This window comes from Bacillus cereus group sp. BfR-BA-01347, from assembly GCF_022663835.1.
Lineage (GTDB): Bacteria > Bacillota > Bacilli > Bacillales > Bacillaceae_G > Bacillus_A > Bacillus_A thuringiensis_K.
Genome location: NZ_JAKUGG010000037.1, coordinates 22,166 through 39,196 on the forward strand (window position 1 = coordinate 22,166; position 17,031 = coordinate 39,196).

Below are 17,031 nucleotides of genomic sequence, written 5' to 3' on the forward strand. Positions count from 1 at the left end.
GGTAAGTTTTTTATAAGGGGAATTTCTAATGAAGAAAGTAGTTATTTTGATTGTATCTGCTTTGGTGCTCATAGCAGGAGGATTTTTTTCTTTGGAATACTTAAAAGATAAAGAAATAGAAGAAAAGTTTTGGAAAGTACAAGAAGCACGTGTAGAAAAGTATATTCGTTATAATATTCAGGATGTTAAATCGATTACATTTATAGAACATAAAATAAGTCCAATGGGAATTCCGTCTATAGAAGGATATATAAATGATGATAAAGATCTATGGTTTGATGCTAGTATCAGTACTACAGAAAACTTCGAAGATAAATTTTCACGTTCTGGAGAACTAGGAAAACTTATAAAAGACCCTGAAAAATCTGTTTCCGAAATTGAAAAGGAAGAAAAGAAAACAAAAGAGTAGTCTTTACGATTACTCTTTTGTTTTCCTATAAAAATAAAACAAAAGTTGGTTATTTGTAATATAGTAATAGCCATTTAACTATCTATAAGATAATTTTTTCATATTTGATAACCATATGCCTATTAATCTCTTTATTTTAGTCTTATTCCTTTTCCAACCTTTATTATCTCTCATCCATCTTACGTTTTATGTATGCAGCAATTTCTATTCTCTTGTTTAGCTATGTCTCTTATATTGGCAGGAACATGAATTATTCAACCGAAGATTTATAATCACTCTTTACATTTTTTAGCCCTTCTATTACATTATTTATTCTTATCGATAAATCTTTTATTTCCTCTACTGTCAATTCACCTTCTGCCTCTTGAAGGTTAAACATACTTAGCCTCTTTGTTATACCTTTAATACGCCCAACAAAAACCATATGATGATTGACTGCTATTTCTCCTATGGCAGTATCAACGATAACATCTTCAATCTTTCCTAAATTATCAAATTCATCCGCTAGTTTTGCTATAGCATATCGATACCCTCTCTCTTCATCTAATAACTCTTCATACGCCTCCCGAATTGCATGAAATAATTCATTATACTCCCAATCTTTCATACATCCTCCCTCAAAAAAATCCCCACGCTTATGTGAAAATAATCTTTCAACACAAATATGAGGACTTCCTTATTTCATTACCATACTTTATACATTTTATTCGTTAGAACCTTCGTCTTTCAATTTATATACTCTATCTCTTTTCTCATCACTTTTGACAAAAATAAGCTTTTCTTCTTTAACAAACCCTTCTAATAGTAAGCATACTTGCCCATATGCTTTAGGCTTATTCGTTGTGAATCTTTCATCTGATATTTTACCAGCTCGTATTAATTGTTCGCATAACTCAAGTGCACTTATTTCTTCAGAATTAATTAATTCTAAAATGTCCTTTTGTAAGGGCGATAAAGGTACGGGAATCTCAGCTATCTCCACCTTTTCTGGTTTGTTTTCTTCTTCAAATAAATCTTCGAATGAAATTTGATTCATACTTCTTTTCCTTTCTAACGATTGATTTGTATAACATGAACTGAATCCTATAGCGTATGTATTATTATGTATTACTTACCTTTTTCAAAAATCTCAAACTCATGTACATCGTTTCATATAGTATATTTCGATTATACCAAATATACGTTCTGTTTTCTATTGTAGAATTCGTTATAATAGGGATGAAAGTAATAATGAACATTTTCTCGTTGTTAATTGTATACTCTCTGTAAAAAAATAGAAATATAATCTGTAAATTTGTATAATAAAATAGTACGAGCGAAATTTTATTATAGAAAGGTTCTGGTAACATGTTAGGTATTCATGTTGAAAAAACAAAAGATGAACTAATTATTTCATGGCAATTCTCTAAAATTCATATTCCATTATGTGAAATCACTGAGGTAACGGAAGATAATACATATGCTGGTGTTGAAGAAAAAAGCGCAATCCGAATTGGAACAGCATATGGTACAACTGATCGTATTTTAATTAAGACAGTAAAACAAAATTATTTATTATTCACTACTAATAGAGTATCCATTTTAAATAAAATAAAAGCTTAATTGTTTTTCTTCCTATATTTAAGCGTTAAACACTTTCATTCTATTATAGGAAACGCTACAAAAGGTTCGTTGATTACTCCTGCTCCTAATTCGGAAGCATATGGTGAAACTATATAACACAAACACCCTAGCTCTTCGCTAGGGTATTCTTAGTTTTATCTATAATACAGTAGTTCTACAATTCTTATTTATTTTTATGAACTCCTTGTAATTGACTAAGAACCTCATTGGCAGTCCTCTCAAATCTTTTAGGGTTATCAGCAATAATTTCATTAAGTAAATTAATTATCGTTAGTTGTATATCATGATTCATTCCTACAAGTACTTTAGCATACTCACTTCTATATAAATCATTATTTAAAATTCTTATGTTTAGTAGCATTGCCCACTCTTTTGCACTCTCAACCATTTTTGGTAAAGCTTTAGGCATCTCTGTTAGATATTTTCCCATTTCAAAATCTTCAATAAAATGAACTAGACCAAACATAACTTCTTCCTCTTGTGTTTCATCCTCAAATACTATACACAACTCTTTAATAAGCTTCTCATCATCACAATCTGCTAAGTTTTCTAATACACTGTCAAACTCTTCACATTCCGATTGATTTTTTAAAAATCTACAACTATATAATCTCTTGATCTCAGATTTGCTGTCCATATAAATTTCTCCTTTTAAATGAATTGGATAATTAAATTAATATGATCATTAGTTTTCAACTTTTCTATTACATCAATATATGGCTTCCATCTCAAATGTACATTTTTAAATATTCAGCAATTTCTACTTCTCCTCTTTCATAGTATCCCCTGTATACTTTACAGTACTATCAATACCATTCTGAGCAAGATACTTTACAATATTAAGATGCCCACCATAAATCGCTGAGAATAGAGGATTTCTATTTGGATCACTAACATCTAATATTGCACCATTATCAAATAAGTACTCTACAATACCAATTTCACCTTCACTAGCTGCATGTGCAATAGGCGCTGACTTTGGTACACCTTCATTAAGGTTAATATCCATACCAGATTCAACAAGAAATTTTATCATATCCAGTTCACCAGCTCTAGCCGCAGCATGTAGCCACGTTCCATAAGGCGTTACAAAATCAAGCACACCTTTATCAGTAATAATGATCTCTTTCGCTTGTTCTATACCCCCTTTTTTAATGAAATCATAGATTTTTATCGCTTTTCCCTTACTTTCCATAGAATCCCCCTGCACTATTTTCATCTAGATTAAACAGTTAGACATTGACTACGATACATTTAGCTAAGTGCTGCTGAGAGAGCAGATTTAAGCATAGTATCAAAATCGCAAAAAGTTTCCATATGCTCGCCTGAAGGCTTGTCTAGTTCAACAAATTTCTTCTTGGAAACATTATAACAATACCAAGCTATATCTGAATCTCCGAAAAAAATCAGTTCATCTTCTTCTTTAATTGATTCCCATATTTCATTAGCATCAAAAAAACTATCTACCTGATTTATTGGCTTAAAATCTAAAAAACTTTGGTCAATCCCATATATTATTAATCCATTAAATTCAATTCCATTAACTGTTTTTAAAAATTCATAGTACTGCTGTGGCAGGACATCTTCACCAAATTTTTCTACTACAGATTTACGAAATTTTGATAACTCCTTTTCGTTGATAGGTAAATTGAATTTTCGATTTCGTTTCTCTCTTATTTTGGATATATGACTAATCTTCTCTCTCCACATAACTTCACCTTCTAATAAATATTCAATCCTTTTTTAGGCTAGAATTACACAAAGTAATCCTCAATAGTACGCCCCATTACAAGGATTGGTTTCAAATTGCCCATTGCTTTTGGCGTGCTATTCAAATATTTTCCGAAGCCACTCTAGCTAGTATTAACCATATAATCTATCTAGATTGATATTTTAATGAAACATATTAAAGCGATTTTCATGATCCTACATGCAAACTTTCGAGTTATTTTATAATTAAAGTATTAAATAACCTCTTTACAAATCAAATCAACTTTTTCAAAATATTGTTGTGGTTGTTTCTCACTTATTTCTTTCAAAATTTTAATAACGCCTTCTTTATTTGTAGTTTTAGCCTTCTTCAATACATTAATAAATGGAATAATAAAATCATCTGAGGCTAGAAGACTTCTATAGAATCTTTTAGCACAATATTTAGCTTGTGGCAAAACAATGCTTATCCCTTCAATAATTTTATTTAAACCATCTTCAACTCCATTTTTTTCGATTATATAAAAAATCGATTCAATTAAATCACCAACAATCGAAGGTTCATCTATTTCATCATGAAATACACTGCACAAATCAATAATTACTTTATTATCTGCCATTTGCAATATTTCATTTAAGATTTCCTCAAATAGCTCAATACTATCATCTTCATGATCCAGAAAACGTATTCTTTTTAAAATAAATATCTTTTTTTCTAATGACATTTATTTCCCTCCATACTTTGAGTAGAGTTTATTGAAGAGTTTCAAAAAATTTATAGTTTAATACAAGAATTAACTTCTAGAATACAAATCTATCTTTAGTTATTAATTCAAATAGGTTGGTAATCGATTTAACCATTCTTCAAAATTATCCGCTTCCTTAGTTACACCATGTTCTTCATGAAAATAAAAGTAAACTCCCGTTTGCTGGCCCTCTTTTGAATGAAGACAAAAGTAATCTCCATTACCTATACTATAAAAAGGGATTAGTTCGTTTTTCCAAAAACCTTCTTTCATTTCATAATCATAAATAAATTCAATAGTATCATTTCCGTTCGTTTTACCACTAGAAACATTTAAAATATCCCCTGGAAATACATATTCAGACATTAGTTCAATAAAGCATTTAAATTCTTTAGGAAATTGACATCCAAATTTTTTCTCCAGTTCCCTCCAATCATTATCTGAAGGGGAATCTAAACCCTCTAATTCTTTATCTAACATACTGTCTAATAAGTTTGCAATTTCATCTTTTCCCACAAACTATCCCCCCTTATACTAGAAAAAAGGCTGAATTCTATTTTATTTACAAGTATTCTCTCGATTAAAGTCAAATGATACTGAATATGTGGTTCTTTTTCATAGTATCCCCTTATCACAATTTCTCTAAGATTGAATTTCCTTTTTCTAAATATAAATCTGGGTCGTCCTCTTTTATCTCAAGAAGAATCCCTTTAATTATTTGCTTTGTTGAACTATTTATATTTTCTAAAACATTCATATACGATACAACTAAATCTTTTGAATGTAAAAGTGTCCGATGAATTCTTTCCGCCCAGAATTCTGCATGAGGTAACATTTTAGGAATACTAATAGCTAATTTGTATAGCCCTTCCTCTCGCCCGGAATGTTCAGCAATATAAAAAATCGTTTCAATAAGGTAGTCACCCGCTGATGGCTCAGCAATATCATCATCAAAAATTATACAAAGATCAGGAATTATATCATTTGTCCCTTTATTCGCTAATTCATTGAGAATACTCTCAAAAACTTCAATATCATCCCCTTCATTCTCTAGAAAACGCATTTTATATAAAGTTGATATTCCCTCATTAAAATCCATTGACTTCTCCACCTTTTCATATCATCATTATTATAATTTTCCACATATTTTCACATCATTATGTTCATAATACGTTCAATTAATCTATCATAATAAACCATTACTTTCTAATAACTGATACCAATCATCCTCTTTGCTTCCTACGGTTTCACTAATTCCTCCAAATTGAACAAACTTATTACCTAATTCACAATATCTTTTTCCTGCATAATAATGTTGTAAGAAATTATTAAAATCACCATATAACTCAATAATAAAATTTTGATTAATTAAATCTCCATACAAACAAGAAACTTCTCCATTCACCTTATTAATAAACAATGGATATCTTTCAATTTTCCCTATACAAATCCACTTATCAGCACCACCTGGCATGTCCTCCGTATAAAATTGAATACTTTCGCGTTTTAGATGACCATATATAGTAATTACTCCACCGTTCAACATTTCATATTTTTTTATAACAAAATTATAATCTTTCAAAGGGCCTTCTTCTAATTTTTCATCCGTTTTTTCTACCTCTATAATTTCACCAATAAGCAAACAAAATGGATCATTACCTAAAATATCCTTAACTAATTCTATTTTTTCTAATACTGATTTCTCCATTTTCTACTCCCACTCATTATCTATTTCACTAAGATATAACTATTACTGTACCCCTTTTAAAGGTTATTATTTTTCACTTTCTCAAACCACTCATCAGCAAAATCATTAGCCGTTTTTATATCATCGTTTGTATGAATTAAATCATACTCATATTCAGCTTTAAACTTACCACTCTTAGCATCGTATATTAATTTCATCTCAGTTGGCATATCTTTTTCGTATTCTTTGCATAACATTTCAATTCTTTCGATATCTTCACTTATAATTTGTAGAACCTGAAACATTCGTTCTGGAGATACATCATATCTTTTTTCTCCATTTTTCAATGCATCATTAACCTTGTGACACTCTACATACTTATTGTTAATGAAATAAAAGAAACTACTAGAAATCATATCTTCTTCACATGAAACATACACATATACTTTATCAGCTCTATTTCCAACATATTCCATACATATGGATACCATATCAGCTTGCAATTCACTAAACCTTTCCTCAAATTCTTTCATATTACTTTTTCACTCCTTAGATTAAAATTCAAATAGCAACATCTTGATACCCCACTTCAGTTACTTTTTCATTTAGTAAACGTATTCCTAATCCATTCTCTGTATCCCACGTACAATCGAAAGTTATCCCAATATCTCGTTCTTCATGAATATCTCCATATGGGACTACAATTCCAACTAAAGTGATCCTCTTAAGTAATTGATCAATTGTTTCGATATGCGGATAATTTTCATTAAATCCAATATCATATCCTAATTGTTGACGCTCTTGCTTGTAATAGTCTAAAATCGCTTGTAAAAAACTTTGCTGCAATTGTTCCCAATTTTGCAATAATGAATTATAAGCAGTATATTGTCCTTCATCAAACTTACCGTCTTCTTCACCTTTTACTATCAAGGCTATTTCAACTTCTTTTCCACAAAATTCAACGGTAATGTCCTTACCCCATCCATATGTATACTCAATCTCACCAAAAACTGCATCATTTATAATCATTTTTAACCCTCCCCATTTACTCTCTTGGATCCATATGGATTTCTCTAATCGTATGAAAGTTCCCCTCTAACATTAACTGTTTTTTCCAGTCGTTTCTATACTCAGTATAATACTATCAATTGCTAATTTTTCAATGAGTTTTTTCGCCTTCCCGTATGGAAATCTCTCTACTAATATATAAGGAAGATTTTTTGAACCCTTTAGCAAATCAATTGCGGAAATCTCAAGCCCTAATACGTTCTTTATTCTTATTAAATCTTTCAAACCTTCACTAGGAGTTTTCACTAACACTATATTACATAAATCAGACGACTTATTTATCGTTTTCTGTTCTATTTCACTTACACAACCACTATTCACCCATTTTTTAAAATCAGCGGTAATTACAGTAGCATGGCTTGGATTCATGTCCCCAGAATCAATTACTACCACCTCTTTTTCCTCTGCATGTTGAGCCATTAAAAATACATTCCCCCCACCATCATCACCAACTGAGACATATCCCCTCGCATACTCATCTATTTCCCAAACCTCGTTCCTTTCTGCAATATGCTCCGTACCATAAATAAGTAACCCACCACCTATTGAAAAGCCATTTGCACATCTCAATAATTCCTTATATACATTAGGTAATGTAACATTCATGCGATTTTCTACTGCTTGAATTTCAATATCACTCGCTGCCGACTTTTCTATCAAATCTGGAATATTAGATAGATTAATCATTTAATATTCCCTCCTAAACTATCAAGATATTTAAACGTATTGCCTGTCATCTCTCTATAATCGTTTCACAATAGAGTTCATTAAATTTATAAAGTATGTCGGTATGTAAGCCTTCATTTTTCATTTGGTAAGTAGACAATCATTTTCCCTTTCATGTACTCACCTTTCCATCCACAAGGCCATCCTCCCATTTTATATACCTTAAATACCTTTTCATAAAAATTATCTACTTTTCCATTTACTAAACGATTTATTGCACACATCTCAAGGTCTCTTTCTACTTCTTCGAGAATATTTATATAATCAATAGAAATAAACTCCTGATAATAATTATAGTTATCAGAAAAAACTTCATATAACATATCTTTTTTTGATTCCATATTAGGGTTATAAGTTCCTTCTAATAATTTTGCACTTTCATCCGATTTCATATCATCCCAAACGATTTGGGTAACGTCCAAATCTTGAGACCAAGCCAATTCCTGTGCTTTATCAAAATCATGAATCATTTCAATGTCATGTAATAATTCATGTAACTTTATATCATTCCTATCAAATAAGCTTCTTTTTTGTATATACTCGATAACTTCCTCAACTAACTTAGTATTTTTACCATACTTCATCCCTGTAGCCACCTTTCCCGTCGTCCTTCGTTCCCATTCTCCATACTGTATTCACTTATGGATATTCTTTTGAATTTCATTGATTTTTTATAAGTATCTTTACTCATGCAGAGCTGCCTCGAAACCCCAATGCCCTAAAGTCTAATCAAAAACAACTCTTAATCCTAGGTTTTACGATAAATAAAAAGAATCTATTTTGAAAAAAGATTGATCAAAATGGATTCTTCTCCAGCAAATTTTTGTTTCGGCTTTATAAAAATTCGAGCATTTTCTGCATGTATCGCTCCATCATAGTGCCTGATTGTTCTCGCTAAAGTAAAGAGGCATTATTAAACTTTCTTAATATACTCATACACTTCTTTAGGTTTTATATTAAGCATGTGGGCAATTTCCGTTATTTTCTTTCCTTCTTCCTTCATCTTTTTTACTTTTCTCTCCATTGTTTGCTCATATTCTTCTGCGATATCAAATAATGGACTTAATAAAGAGTGCCATATTTCAAAATCAGTAAATTTATTTCTTTCTAAAAACTCATTTAACAATATATCCAATTCTTTAGTTAGTATCATTCTTTTACCTTCTAACACTTGTTTCTCAGTTAGAAAATCACCTATATCTTTCATAAAATTAATAAATGATTCCATGGAATCTGCAAGAAAATCACCACCACTCCAACTATCCATTCCGTGCATGAGTGAAGATATAGGGTATCCTTCCTCACTTAAGTCAATAATAATTGGATCTCCACACATAGTTTCATATGCAATAACAATCCAATTTGCATCCCAAGTATCTTCCTCATCGGTTACAAGGGAGTTTCCGTCGGTGTCAATGCTGTATCCTACTTGAAATTCATCTAATTGCTCAAAAGAACATACATCAAAATTCACATACTCTCTAATTTTTTTATGCTCTAAGTTCATAAGTTCTAAATTTCTCTTTACCTCTACTTTTTGATGATAAGAATTAAATTGTATCATTGTCATTTTTACTCCATCCCTATTATTACATTAAACTTCTAATCTTCATAAATTACCGATCCCATATACTTCAGGCTTCTACCATCCAGTTTTGCTTCTTCAACAAGTTCTTCATATTCAAAATCATATAACCGAATGATAGTATTGTATTGTTCTTCTAAATTTTCACCATAAAATTCTATAAGTTCACTTATAATTGATTCAGAATACGAAGCATTCTGTAGTAATTCAGACAAAGAAGATGTAACATGTTCATTATATGTACATTCTAATAAGTCTTGGTTATACTCAATGAAATCTATTTGAAAACCAGTCATAAAACGCGAAGGGATTCTGTTCCCCTCATTATCATATTTTATTTCTACATACTTTCTTAACACCATTTTGCTAGTACAACTTCCAAACCAAAGAGAAACAGCTCCTGGACTTTCCATATTAATCCTCCTTTCCAATTTTTCTATGTTCTAATGGTAATAAATCAGGCATACTGTTTCAGATATAATGTAATCAGCTTCTTAAATTCTTTTTACGCAGCTAAACCTTTAACTTTTTAAAACTTTCAGATACTTAGTATTCTTCGGATTCCCAAAGCATCTACCTTCTGATTTTTTATTGGCAATACTAAAAAATTCTTTTGCGGTTTCTAAATCACCTAATTCAAAAGAAACTTTTCCTGCAATAAATTCCTTATCACCAGAATCTATACGTGCAAATCCAGTTAAAAATATTTTATCTGCCCACTCCTTTGCTTTTTTTAAATCATTTACCATAAAACAAGTGGAGATAATATCCTTAACTAAATGGTAACTCTCTTCACAATAAATACCTTTAGGGTCAGGGATTATATCCCATGCCTCTTCTAATAACACAATAGAGTCATTATAGTTACCATTATTGAATTCTTCATTGCTTTTTTCCAAAAGACTTTCGAATTCTTCTTTTATATGTGATTGTAAAATAGCCATATTTACCCTCCTCAAATCATATCCTTAATCAATTCAAAATACTTATCATCCTCATTAAAAAAGAGTTTATAGCCTTCTAAAATATATGCTCTTAGCAAATACTCTCTAGCTTTATCAAGCTCCCCGCACTCGAATAAACTCTCTCCAAGTCTCAGTAAAATAAATGGATTTGAAATACCATCCGGACAGTTTCGTGCATTATATAAATTACTTTTCGCTTTCTCATACTCACGATTTAAAAAATAAGTATCTCCTAATGCTGTATAAATCCATGTACTTGTTTCCCAATCGGTCTTCGGTAACGGAACCAAATCCAGAGCAGCGATATAGCTCTCTATTGCTTTATCATCTTTTCCTTTTTCAACAAAAGCATCTCCTTCGTTACATAACCTCACAATTTGGTCATACACTTGATCGTTGAGTTCCAATATAAATCCTCCCAATAATTATTTATTTGGTGGCAAGTAATTTTCATTTAACTTTGTACCTGCGAATCGATTTAAACTATCATGATCTAATACATAATTATTGGAGTCTAACATCCATTCTCTAACCTCTGGGGACTCCGCTCCATAATATCTACCTGTATGTACTATTCCACCATGAAACTGAATCAGTTAAATGAGCCAGATCTGCTTGATCTAGAGGATACCATTTATTATCACTTGCCATAAATTCTAGTTCACCATCACTTTTTGTACGGATTTTTGATGAAATTGAATTTTCCATTCTTTCTATTTACTTCTCTACCCATATTGTAGCCATTCCCAGGCGTATTCCTCATTAGGTCGATGCCATTTTCCATTTGCATCTTAATAATAGTCTTTAAGTACATTACTCGTACCCTATGGAGCACACTCATGAAAGTTTACTAAACATGGTAATTTTATAATTTAAACCTTATCACCAAGATGTTTGTCGTTCTCGTGGACAAATACTATAATAAAAACACCTTTACCTAGTTACGCTTCAAAGCCAATTACAATCCATTCATCTACATAACCCCAAAAATCGATATTATATTTAGGCTTTAATTTTGCAGACCAGAAGGTAGCAGTGTTATCAATACAATTATTGTAATCTATAGCTACGTAACTCCCCATACCATTAGTGAAAAAGCCAAACGATGAATCTAGGTTGATTTTTATAGGCTCTTCTAAATCATCAATAATACTCCATTCAATATCCTCGTCCCCAAGATATGTTACTAATTCAAGTGGAACTAAGCCCATTGATTCACTCGCATAGTAATAAAATCCATCATGAACATTTTCATAAAAGCTTCGAATTGAAGCAGGTATTTTATCCCATGCATCCTCTAATTCTATGTTTTTTTGTCCCTTTTGAGGATTACACCCTTCGTAATATAATATGTCTCCTTTGGAATTTCTTATTGTGTATAAAATCGAATAAGCTCCTTCTACATCCAGAATTTCAACATTTGTTAGATGTTTATTTAGATAAGAGATCGTATTCCGTAATTCAGTCCCTACATTTCTCCCCCATATGTTCAGAAGTAAATCAATTCGCCCTTTAATATCGTCATTATAAAACAGTTCTCTCCATTCAATTGGTATCTCATTATCACCCAGTCTACTAATTTCATCGATTGTTAATATTCGAACATTTTTATTGTACCTTTTTAAATAAGTAAGTTTTTGATCCATCTACTATCCATCTCCCATTTTTCATTGTTTATTAAAGTCGTTAATCTGTTTTTGTATCTTTCTTTCAAGTTCTTTTCCTTTAACCAGCATTTATTTGAGCTAACCGATCCTGCTTTATTTAGATTTTTATACGTTCCTATGTCACCTTCTCTTGGTAACAGTTTTTTGAAGCTACTTCTTTTACAATACTACCTGTTCCCTTAACAACACACCTTTCCAAGTTCGAGGTTCTACTCTGCATACTGAATACCCTCCTTACAGGCCACAAGAACTTCCTTTTACAATTTCATTAATTCATACTTCTACCCCTTTAATGAAAGAAGGTTTATTATCGAAATATTTCGCTAGTTTATTTTTAATTATATAATACTACCAATATATGTTAGCCTTAATTCTTAAAAATAATTAAATTTATAAAATGCCTATGTATAAAAAAAGCACTTGTTGCCTTTCGTAGACAATCAAGTGCATTAATTTCATATGTTTTTTAAATAGCATAAATTTTGTAGGTCTTAGCTTGATCTTAATCATATCTTTCTATAAAATACTGCAGTCCAATTGTATCTAACACTCGGTCTACACTTCATATCAGACATTTTTTCATATAAATGTTCTTAGTATATTATTTTTGTAACTTTAAATTAGAAATTAACTCATCTAGACTATCCGAAAGCGCTTCAAACGAACCTCGTTCAAAACCCTCCAATTCAACCTTACCACTTACATTATCTAACACAACTATCAAACCGTTCCCTTCTACACCTATTGGAGTCTTATCAACCTTATTATGATTGTTTTTATACCCTTCTAAATTACTTTCGAAGGAATCCAATTCAATATTTGGTAATACAGGTTCTAACCTAATATAATGATTATCAATAAATCCATCTAAATCAGCAAACCAATAAGAATTAAAATAATAATCAATTGAAGTGTGCAATTTAATTTCAAATTTTTCCTCAATCGTCGTTAAATCATTCTTATTATTTTTTTCAATAGGTTTCCATGAAATTTCTTCTTCATCATCCATTTCACCTATATATATAAATGAATCCACTTCTTCGTTATATGGCGTTTTAAATAAAAAATCTAACCCTTTATCAAAATATTCTTTTCTTAAATTAAAATATTTGCTCATAGCATCCTTCATTACCAAAATAATCACCCTTACTTTTCTAATAGTTCAGCATATTTTGGTCATTTCCCCAAATTCCTGCGCTTTTCTCAGCATTATGAATCCCCCTAAACCTGGATGTAGCTTTGAGGGTACATCAACAGTTTGACCTCCACCACCAATGTGATGATGTAATAAAGTGTCATTATATAATTCTTTTAAATCATATTGGGGGAAATGTTTTCTAAACCTAAAAATCTCTTTAAGTTTATAGACTTTGTATCAAAATTTTAAAACCCTTTTATTCAAAACCGATAACAAACCATTCATCTACAAAATTCCAAAAGTGAACATTATATTTAGGCTGACTTTTAGCTGACCAAAAAATAGCATTGTTATTCTTACAATTTTCATAATCTATAGCTATGTAGCTCCCCATACCATTACTAAAGAATCCAAAAGATGTTTTTAAATTAATCTTTATAGGTTCTTCCAATTCATCTATAATCCCCCACTCTAAGTCTTCATCCCCAAAGTAAGTTATAGCTTCTAATGGCATCAATCCCATCGATTCACTTGTGTAATCATAAAATCCATTATGAACATTTTCATAAAAGTCCCTAATAGATTCAGGAATTTCTCTCCATGAAGATTCTAATTCCTCATTATTAAAACTATCTTTAGGATTTCTTCCTTCATAATATAAATCTTCTCCACCTTGATTTTTTATTGTATACAAGATTGAATAGGTGTCCTCACTTATCATCAGTTCAATATCCTCAAGGTATTCTGATAAGTAAGCAATAGTATTAGATAAATTATTATCTACATATTTTTTCCATATACTTAAAATTTTCTTGATTCTCTTTTCTCTATCATATTCACTAAATACTTCCACCCATAAATCAGGAATTAAAGATGCATTTATATTCTTAAATTCATTTGCATTAATCAATTGAATATCTTCATTATACTCTCTTAATATATCTAACTTAGAACTCATTTTTCCCCATCCTTTTTAATATTATTTTATATTATTCTTTGTTAAAATCATCAATTTGTTTTTGCAATATTCTTTCAAGCTGTTTTTCTCTTGTAATCATCTTACTCCTAAAGTCAGGACTAACTTCTATTTCATCTGGTGTTCCCTTTTTATAATGTGTCCATTCTTCATACGATTTAGATTGCTTTGAAGTATTTGCAGATTTACTTAATCCTGTAAAGTTTTCTGGGTTATTTAATACTTCTAACTGTTGTTTTTCTGTTAAATTACCAAAACCATCCACACTTACAATTCTGTCCATAGGCACAATATGATCTGCTTCTAGTGTGCCTATAAAAGTTTTTCCAGGAAGAGCTTGATCTTCCATTTCTATCTTTTTATTGTGGCCTTTATTTACTTGTTTTCTTATTTTTGCTGTCGGTGTTTTTTTCTTAATGCTTTATATTCTTCATCTGTAATCTTTCTCTCACCGTACCTAGGAGGAATTCCACTTTCACCCGTACCCTTAACCCCACCACTCTCCAAATTCGAGACCCTACTCTGAATACTCGCCTTTGAGGCATCATGGGCTTCTTGGAATTTCCCGCTATAGTTCGTTCCAGTTCTAGCGACACTTCCATCTGGCAGTATTTCTACACCTTTTACGAATGGGGTTACGGAGTCCACACCTTTTGCTAATGTATTTCCAATTATATAATACCAGTAATTTGGGTTAGCCTTAATTCACAAAAATAATTTTTAAAATTTTATAGCCTGTCTATCTATAAAAAAGCACTTGTTGCCTTTCGTAGACAATCAAGTGCTTTAAATTTATATGTTTTTAAGTAGTATTTAATTTGTAAGTTTTTTAGTAACAGTTCGACAGCCTTTACATGTTGTGACAAATACTAGGTAAAACTTACAAGTTTATATAAATGTATTCTACTTGTATTTATTGCTTAATAAATATAGAATACACTATTTTATCCTTCCATTAACTTCTTCCTCATTTTATGTGTTTCTAAATCTGCTAATCTAACAGGAATAGGTAAACGACTTTCATTATTAATACAGTTCATAACAATTTCAGTACTTGTATCTAAATCAATCCAGTTCCCACAAGAAACAAAAATAGGTTTAACATTTTTGGTCGTTCTTAAAGTTCGACCATAGACTTCATTATTTATTACAATATCAGTGTAAGATCCTTTTAGATTCTCTGGCATAATAAAATCTACATCTCGAATTTTAAGATAACTTTTTGCTACACCAATGGTTGGTTTATTTAGAAGAAAGGAAGCATGAGTAGCAATACCCATGTGACGATAATGTAAATATCCATTACCATCAAAAATATATATATCTGGTTGCTTTGTTAGCTTTTTAACTGCCTCTATTATTAAAGGTAACTCTCTAAATGCAAGGAAACCTGGAATATAAGGGATTGGTATTTCTCCATAACTGTATACTTTTTCGACAACTTCCTTTGTACCATAATCAATGATTACAATACAACATGTACCATACTTAGTCTTATTCACATCCCAATAAGCCAAATCTACCCCTGCGATAAATTGTATCTCTTCTATTTGAAAATTATTTTCTAATTTAATTCTAGGTGATAATTCACTTTGGATTTTTGAAAACTCTTGTATTAATTTCTTTTCATCAAAATTATTCATTATCATCACAATCAGATAATCGGGTAATTAGTCCTAATTCCTCTTTTGTTGGAGCAACTTTTTGCCTAATTATATTCCCTTGTTTATCCCATTCAGTATATTTTAAACAAACGCCAAACTTAAACGTTCCTTCATATTTGAGTTCTTCGCTTTCATACCAAATTTTTCTTATACCTCTTGTTTGTCCTTTTATCATGTAATCTATAGATTTAAGTTTCCCATTATGGTGAAATTTAACATAATTACCTTCTTTAAAACCATTCTTATAATAACAGTAATACGCTAGATTCCCATTTTCATATAACTCATAAGCTAATCCAGTAAAAGGTTTTCCATCTTCATCTTCTGGGTTATCCAGCACTTCATCGCTGTAAGAGGTAAACCATAGTTCCTCATCAAAATCTATACCCTGTTCTAATACATATTCTTTACTTAATACATCCATCTTATTTTCCAATTTTTCTCACCTCTGAACTAAATTCAAATCCTTCAGTAATAAAATTACAATGTGGACAGGTTGGCATCATCATACCAGCCGGTTTCAATTTCTTACCAGATCTTACGACGTGGGTAATAAAATCTGTTGGCTGTGCGTTGGGATTCGCAAGTAATGCCATGCCTGATTCAAGGAGTATACCTCTGCGTGGGAACCTGCTCCATACGTAAATTTATAACCATCTCTAACACTACTAGGCATGTTCTCTATCCGATTCCTAATAATTGGGTGCAATGTAACTGGAATATCACCGTCAGTATTGTTAATTCCAAAATAATATTTTCCAGTATTTTTATCAAATGTTCCTGCAACCGCTGAACCCATTTCGTTTTTGGTTAGCCCTAATGTATTTAATCTTTCAACCTCTTTTTCTACAGCACCACGTAAATTAATTCTATGATTTAATTTACGTGGAGTAAATCGACCATATTTATTACGCAAGTATTCTATTCTACTTAATTTTTCACTACTATTAGAAACTTCACCCGTACCCTTAACCCCACCACTCTCCAAATTCGAGATCCTACTCTGAATACTCGCCTTTGAGGCATCATGGGCTTCTTGGAATTTCCCGCTATAGTTCGTTCCAGAT

At 31.0% G+C, this 17,031-nt stretch carries 26 protein-coding genes and 2 pseudogenes; 2 read left to right on the forward strand and 26 right to left on the reverse strand.

The genetic code is table 11. The features are described from left to right. Positions 1–28: 28 nt before the first annotated feature. Positions 29–409, forward strand: coding sequence for a DUF1433 domain-containing protein (locus MR143_RS30480; RefSeq protein ID WP_000758187.1), 381 nt, complete (start codon positions 29–31; stop codon positions 407–409). Positions 410–659: 250 nt separating this feature from the next. On the opposite strand, the gene MR143_RS30485 is transcribed toward MR143_RS30480, so the two are convergent. Beyond that, positions 660–1,016 (reverse strand): Imm3 family immunity protein, encoded by a 357-nt coding sequence (locus MR143_RS30485; protein ID WP_000656082.1) that lies wholly within the window; start codon positions 1,014–1,016, stop codon positions 660–662. Positions 1,017–1,112: 96 nt separating this feature from the next. Beyond that, positions 1,113–1,445, reverse strand: a complete 333-nt coding sequence (locus MR143_RS30490; RefSeq protein WP_001071917.1) for a DUF3895 domain-containing protein — start codon at positions 1,443–1,445, stop codon at positions 1,113–1,115. Between the two features lie 311 nt (positions 1,446–1,756). Here MR143_RS30490 and MR143_RS30495 point away from each other — a divergent pair, with 311 nt between their 5' ends. After that, the gene (locus MR143_RS30495) at positions 1,757–2,011 is read left to right on the forward strand and encodes a SunI/YnzG family protein (RefSeq protein ID WP_000900619.1); all 255 of its coding nucleotides are present in this window, start codon (positions 1,757–1,759) and stop codon (positions 2,009–2,011) included. A gap of 184 nt (positions 2,012–2,195) precedes the next feature. Here MR143_RS30495 and MR143_RS30500 read toward each other — a convergent pair whose 3' ends face one another. From MR143_RS30500 to MR143_RS30615, 24 genes and pseudogenes are all read right to left on the reverse strand, one after another. Next, positions 2,196–2,669 (reverse strand): Imm30 family immunity protein, encoded by a 474-nt coding sequence (locus tag MR143_RS30500; protein ID WP_000377534.1) that lies wholly within the window; start codon positions 2,667–2,669, stop codon positions 2,196–2,198. Between the two features lie 91 nt (positions 2,670–2,760). Then, a pseudogene (locus MR143_RS30505) lies at positions 2,761–3,227 on the reverse strand (ankyrin repeat domain-containing protein). 59 nt (positions 3,228–3,286) lie between these two features. Next, on the reverse strand, positions 3,287–3,742 hold the full coding sequence (locus tag MR143_RS30510; RefSeq protein ID WP_000267972.1) for a YrhA family protein: 456 nt from the start codon (positions 3,740–3,742) through the stop codon (positions 3,287–3,289). Positions 3,743–3,996: 254 nt separating this feature from the next. Then, positions 3,997–4,467 (reverse strand): Imm30 family immunity protein, encoded by a 471-nt coding sequence (locus MR143_RS30515; RefSeq protein ID WP_000051084.1) that lies wholly within the window; start codon positions 4,465–4,467, stop codon positions 3,997–3,999. A 102-nt stretch (positions 4,468–4,569) separates the two neighbouring features. Then, on the reverse strand, positions 4,570–5,004 hold the full coding sequence (locus MR143_RS30520) for an SMI1/KNR4 family protein (RefSeq protein WP_000513843.1): 435 nt from the start codon (positions 5,002–5,004) through the stop codon (positions 4,570–4,572). Between the two features lie 115 nt (positions 5,005–5,119). After that, entirely contained in the window at positions 5,120–5,587 is a 468-nt protein-coding gene (locus MR143_RS30525; protein ID WP_000347044.1) for an Imm30 family immunity protein, read from the reverse strand. Positions 5,588–5,674: 87 nt separating this feature from the next. Beyond that, positions 5,675–6,196: a hypothetical protein gene (locus MR143_RS30530; protein ID WP_000415785.1), complete on the reverse strand. Its 522-nt coding sequence runs from the start codon at positions 6,194–6,196 to the stop codon at positions 5,675–5,677. Between the two features lie 56 nt (positions 6,197–6,252). Beyond that, positions 6,253–6,708, reverse strand: a complete 456-nt coding sequence (locus MR143_RS30535; RefSeq protein WP_242281239.1) for an immunity protein YezG family protein — start codon at positions 6,706–6,708, stop codon at positions 6,253–6,255. Positions 6,709–6,736: 28 nt separating this feature from the next. Beyond that, positions 6,737–7,204 carry a DUF2004 domain-containing protein gene (locus MR143_RS30540; protein WP_000585111.1) on the reverse strand — a complete coding sequence of 156 codons (468 nt, stop codon included), beginning with the start codon at positions 7,202–7,204 and terminating at the stop codon, positions 6,737–6,739. 72 nt (positions 7,205–7,276) lie between these two features. Continuing rightward, positions 7,277–7,930, reverse strand: a complete 654-nt coding sequence (locus MR143_RS30545; RefSeq protein WP_000609231.1) for an SMI1/KNR4 family protein — start codon at positions 7,928–7,930, stop codon at positions 7,277–7,279. 113 nt (positions 7,931–8,043) lie between these two features. Further along, entirely contained in the window at positions 8,044–8,553 is a 510-nt protein-coding gene (locus MR143_RS30550) for a hypothetical protein (RefSeq protein WP_000873543.1), read from the reverse strand. A 329-nt stretch (positions 8,554–8,882) separates the two neighbouring features. Further along, positions 8,883–9,539, reverse strand: a complete 657-nt coding sequence (locus MR143_RS30555) for an SMI1/KNR4 family protein (RefSeq protein WP_000177844.1) — start codon at positions 9,537–9,539, stop codon at positions 8,883–8,885. Between the two features lie 32 nt (positions 9,540–9,571). After that, entirely contained in the window at positions 9,572–9,967 is a 396-nt protein-coding gene (locus tag MR143_RS30560) for an immunity 22 family protein (protein ID WP_000445622.1), read from the reverse strand. A gap of 108 nt (positions 9,968–10,075) precedes the next feature. Further along, on the reverse strand, positions 10,076–10,498 hold the full coding sequence (locus MR143_RS30565; RefSeq protein ID WP_000996343.1) for a hypothetical protein: 423 nt from the start codon (positions 10,496–10,498) through the stop codon (positions 10,076–10,078). Between the two features lie 11 nt (positions 10,499–10,509). After that, entirely contained in the window at positions 10,510–10,926 is a 417-nt protein-coding gene (locus MR143_RS30570) for a tetratricopeptide repeat protein (protein WP_000422367.1), read from the reverse strand. 534 nt (positions 10,927–11,460) lie between these two features. After that, positions 11,461–12,165 (reverse strand): hypothetical protein, encoded by a 705-nt coding sequence (locus MR143_RS30575; RefSeq protein WP_000372269.1) that lies wholly within the window; start codon positions 12,163–12,165, stop codon positions 11,461–11,463. Between the two features lie 622 nt (positions 12,166–12,787). Continuing rightward, positions 12,788–13,303 (reverse strand): SecY-interacting protein Syd, encoded by a 516-nt coding sequence (locus tag MR143_RS30580; RefSeq protein ID WP_002181361.1) that lies wholly within the window; start codon positions 13,301–13,303, stop codon positions 12,788–12,790. A 45-nt stretch (positions 13,304–13,348) separates the two neighbouring features. Next, positions 13,349–13,537, reverse strand: a complete 189-nt coding sequence (locus MR143_RS30585) for a hypothetical protein (protein ID WP_225989072.1) — start codon at positions 13,535–13,537, stop codon at positions 13,349–13,351. Positions 13,538–13,580: 43 nt separating this feature from the next. Next, on the reverse strand, positions 13,581–14,282 hold the full coding sequence (locus MR143_RS30590) for an SMI1/KNR4 family protein (RefSeq protein WP_151522566.1): 702 nt from the start codon (positions 14,280–14,282) through the stop codon (positions 13,581–13,583). Between the two features lie 31 nt (positions 14,283–14,313). Further along, positions 14,314–14,649, reverse strand: coding sequence for a hypothetical protein (locus MR143_RS30595; protein ID WP_002181358.1), 336 nt, complete (start codon positions 14,647–14,649; stop codon positions 14,314–14,316). Between the two features lie 119 nt (positions 14,650–14,768). After that, positions 14,769–14,963 (reverse strand): annotated as a pseudogene (locus tag MR143_RS33350) (DNA/RNA non-specific endonuclease); the annotation flags it as partial. A gap of 281 nt (positions 14,964–15,244) precedes the next feature. Continuing rightward, entirely contained in the window at positions 15,245–15,943 is a 699-nt protein-coding gene (locus MR143_RS30605) for an endonuclease V (protein ID WP_033690210.1), read from the reverse strand. Then, positions 15,936–16,388 carry a toxin-antitoxin system YwqK family antitoxin gene (locus MR143_RS30610; RefSeq protein ID WP_050552468.1) on the reverse strand — a complete coding sequence of 151 codons (453 nt, stop codon included), beginning with the start codon at positions 16,386–16,388 and terminating at the stop codon, positions 15,936–15,938. Before MR143_RS30610 ends, MR143_RS30605 begins: the two co-directional genes overlap by 8 nt. Before the next feature lie 114 nt (positions 16,389–16,502). Further along, positions 16,503–17,031, reverse strand: a 529-nt coding sequence (locus MR143_RS30615; protein ID WP_242281240.1) for a YwqJ-related putative deaminase, incomplete at its 5' end; no start/stop codon positions are given.

Coding starts and splice junctions, on each gene's coding strand:
- MR143_RS30565 (WP_000996343.1), bottom strand. CDS start 10,498: ATGGCTATTTTACAATCACATATAAAAGAAGAATTCGAAAGTCTTTTG.
- MR143_RS30605 (WP_033690210.1), bottom strand. CDS start 15,943: ATGAATAATTTTGATGAAAAGAAATTAATACAAGAGTTTTCAAAAATC.
- MR143_RS30590 (WP_151522566.1), bottom strand. CDS start 14,282: ATGAGTTCTAAGTTAGATATATTAAGAGAGTATAATGAAGATATTCAA.
- MR143_RS30495 (WP_000900619.1), top strand. CDS start 1,757: ATGTTAGGTATTCATGTTGAAAAAACAAAAGATGAACTAATTATTTCA.
- MR143_RS30485 (WP_000656082.1), bottom strand. CDS start 1,016: ATGAAAGATTGGGAGTATAATGAATTATTTCATGCAATTCGGGAGGCG.
- MR143_RS30550 (WP_000873543.1), bottom strand. CDS start 8,553: ATGAAGTATGGTAAAAATACTAAGTTAGTTGAGGAAGTTATCGAGTAT.
- MR143_RS30525 (WP_000347044.1), bottom strand. CDS start 5,587: ATGGATTTTAATGAGGGAATATCAACTTTATATAAAATGCGTTTTCTA.
- MR143_RS30535 (WP_242281239.1), bottom strand. CDS start 6,708: ATGAAAGAATTTGAGGAAAGGTTTAGTGAATTGCAAGCTGATATGGTA.
- MR143_RS30480 (WP_000758187.1), top strand. CDS start 29: ATGAAGAAAGTAGTTATTTTGATTGTATCTGCTTTGGTGCTCATAGCA.
- MR143_RS30510 (WP_000267972.1), bottom strand. CDS start 3,742: ATGTGGAGAGAGAAGATTAGTCATATATCCAAAATAAGAGAGAAACGA.
- MR143_RS30545 (WP_000609231.1), bottom strand. CDS start 7,930: ATGATTAATCTATCTAATATTCCAGATTTGATAGAAAAGTCGGCAGCG.
- MR143_RS30595 (WP_002181358.1), bottom strand. CDS start 14,649: ATGGAAGATCAAGCTCTTCCTGGAAAAACTTTTATAGGCACACTAGAA.
- MR143_RS30540 (WP_000585111.1), bottom strand. CDS start 7,204: ATGATTATAAATGATGCAGTTTTTGGTGAGATTGAGTATACATATGGA.
- MR143_RS30560 (WP_000445622.1), bottom strand. CDS start 9,967: ATGGAAAGTCCAGGAGCTGTTTCTCTTTGGTTTGGAAGTTGTACTAGC.
- MR143_RS30555 (WP_000177844.1), bottom strand. CDS start 9,539: ATGACAATGATACAATTTAATTCTTATCATCAAAAAGTAGAGGTAAAG.
- MR143_RS30530 (WP_000415785.1), bottom strand. CDS start 6,196: ATGGAGAAATCAGTATTAGAAAAAATAGAATTAGTTAAGGATATTTTA.
- MR143_RS30500 (WP_000377534.1), bottom strand. CDS start 2,669: ATGGACAGCAAATCTGAGATCAAGAGATTATATAGTTGTAGATTTTTA.
- MR143_RS30515 (WP_000051084.1), bottom strand. CDS start 4,467: ATGTCATTAGAAAAAAAGATATTTATTTTAAAAAGAATACGTTTTCTG.
- MR143_RS30580 (WP_002181361.1), bottom strand. CDS start 13,303: ATGAGCAAATATTTTAATTTAAGAAAAGAATATTTTGATAAAGGGTTA.
- MR143_RS30610 (WP_050552468.1), bottom strand. CDS start 16,388: ATGGATGTATTAAGTAAAGAATATGTATTAGAACAGGGTATAGATTTT.
- MR143_RS30490 (WP_001071917.1), bottom strand. CDS start 1,445: ATGAATCAAATTTCATTCGAAGATTTATTTGAAGAAGAAAACAAACCA.
- MR143_RS30575 (WP_000372269.1), bottom strand. CDS start 12,165: ATGGATCAAAAACTTACTTATTTAAAAAGGTACAATAAAAATGTTCGA.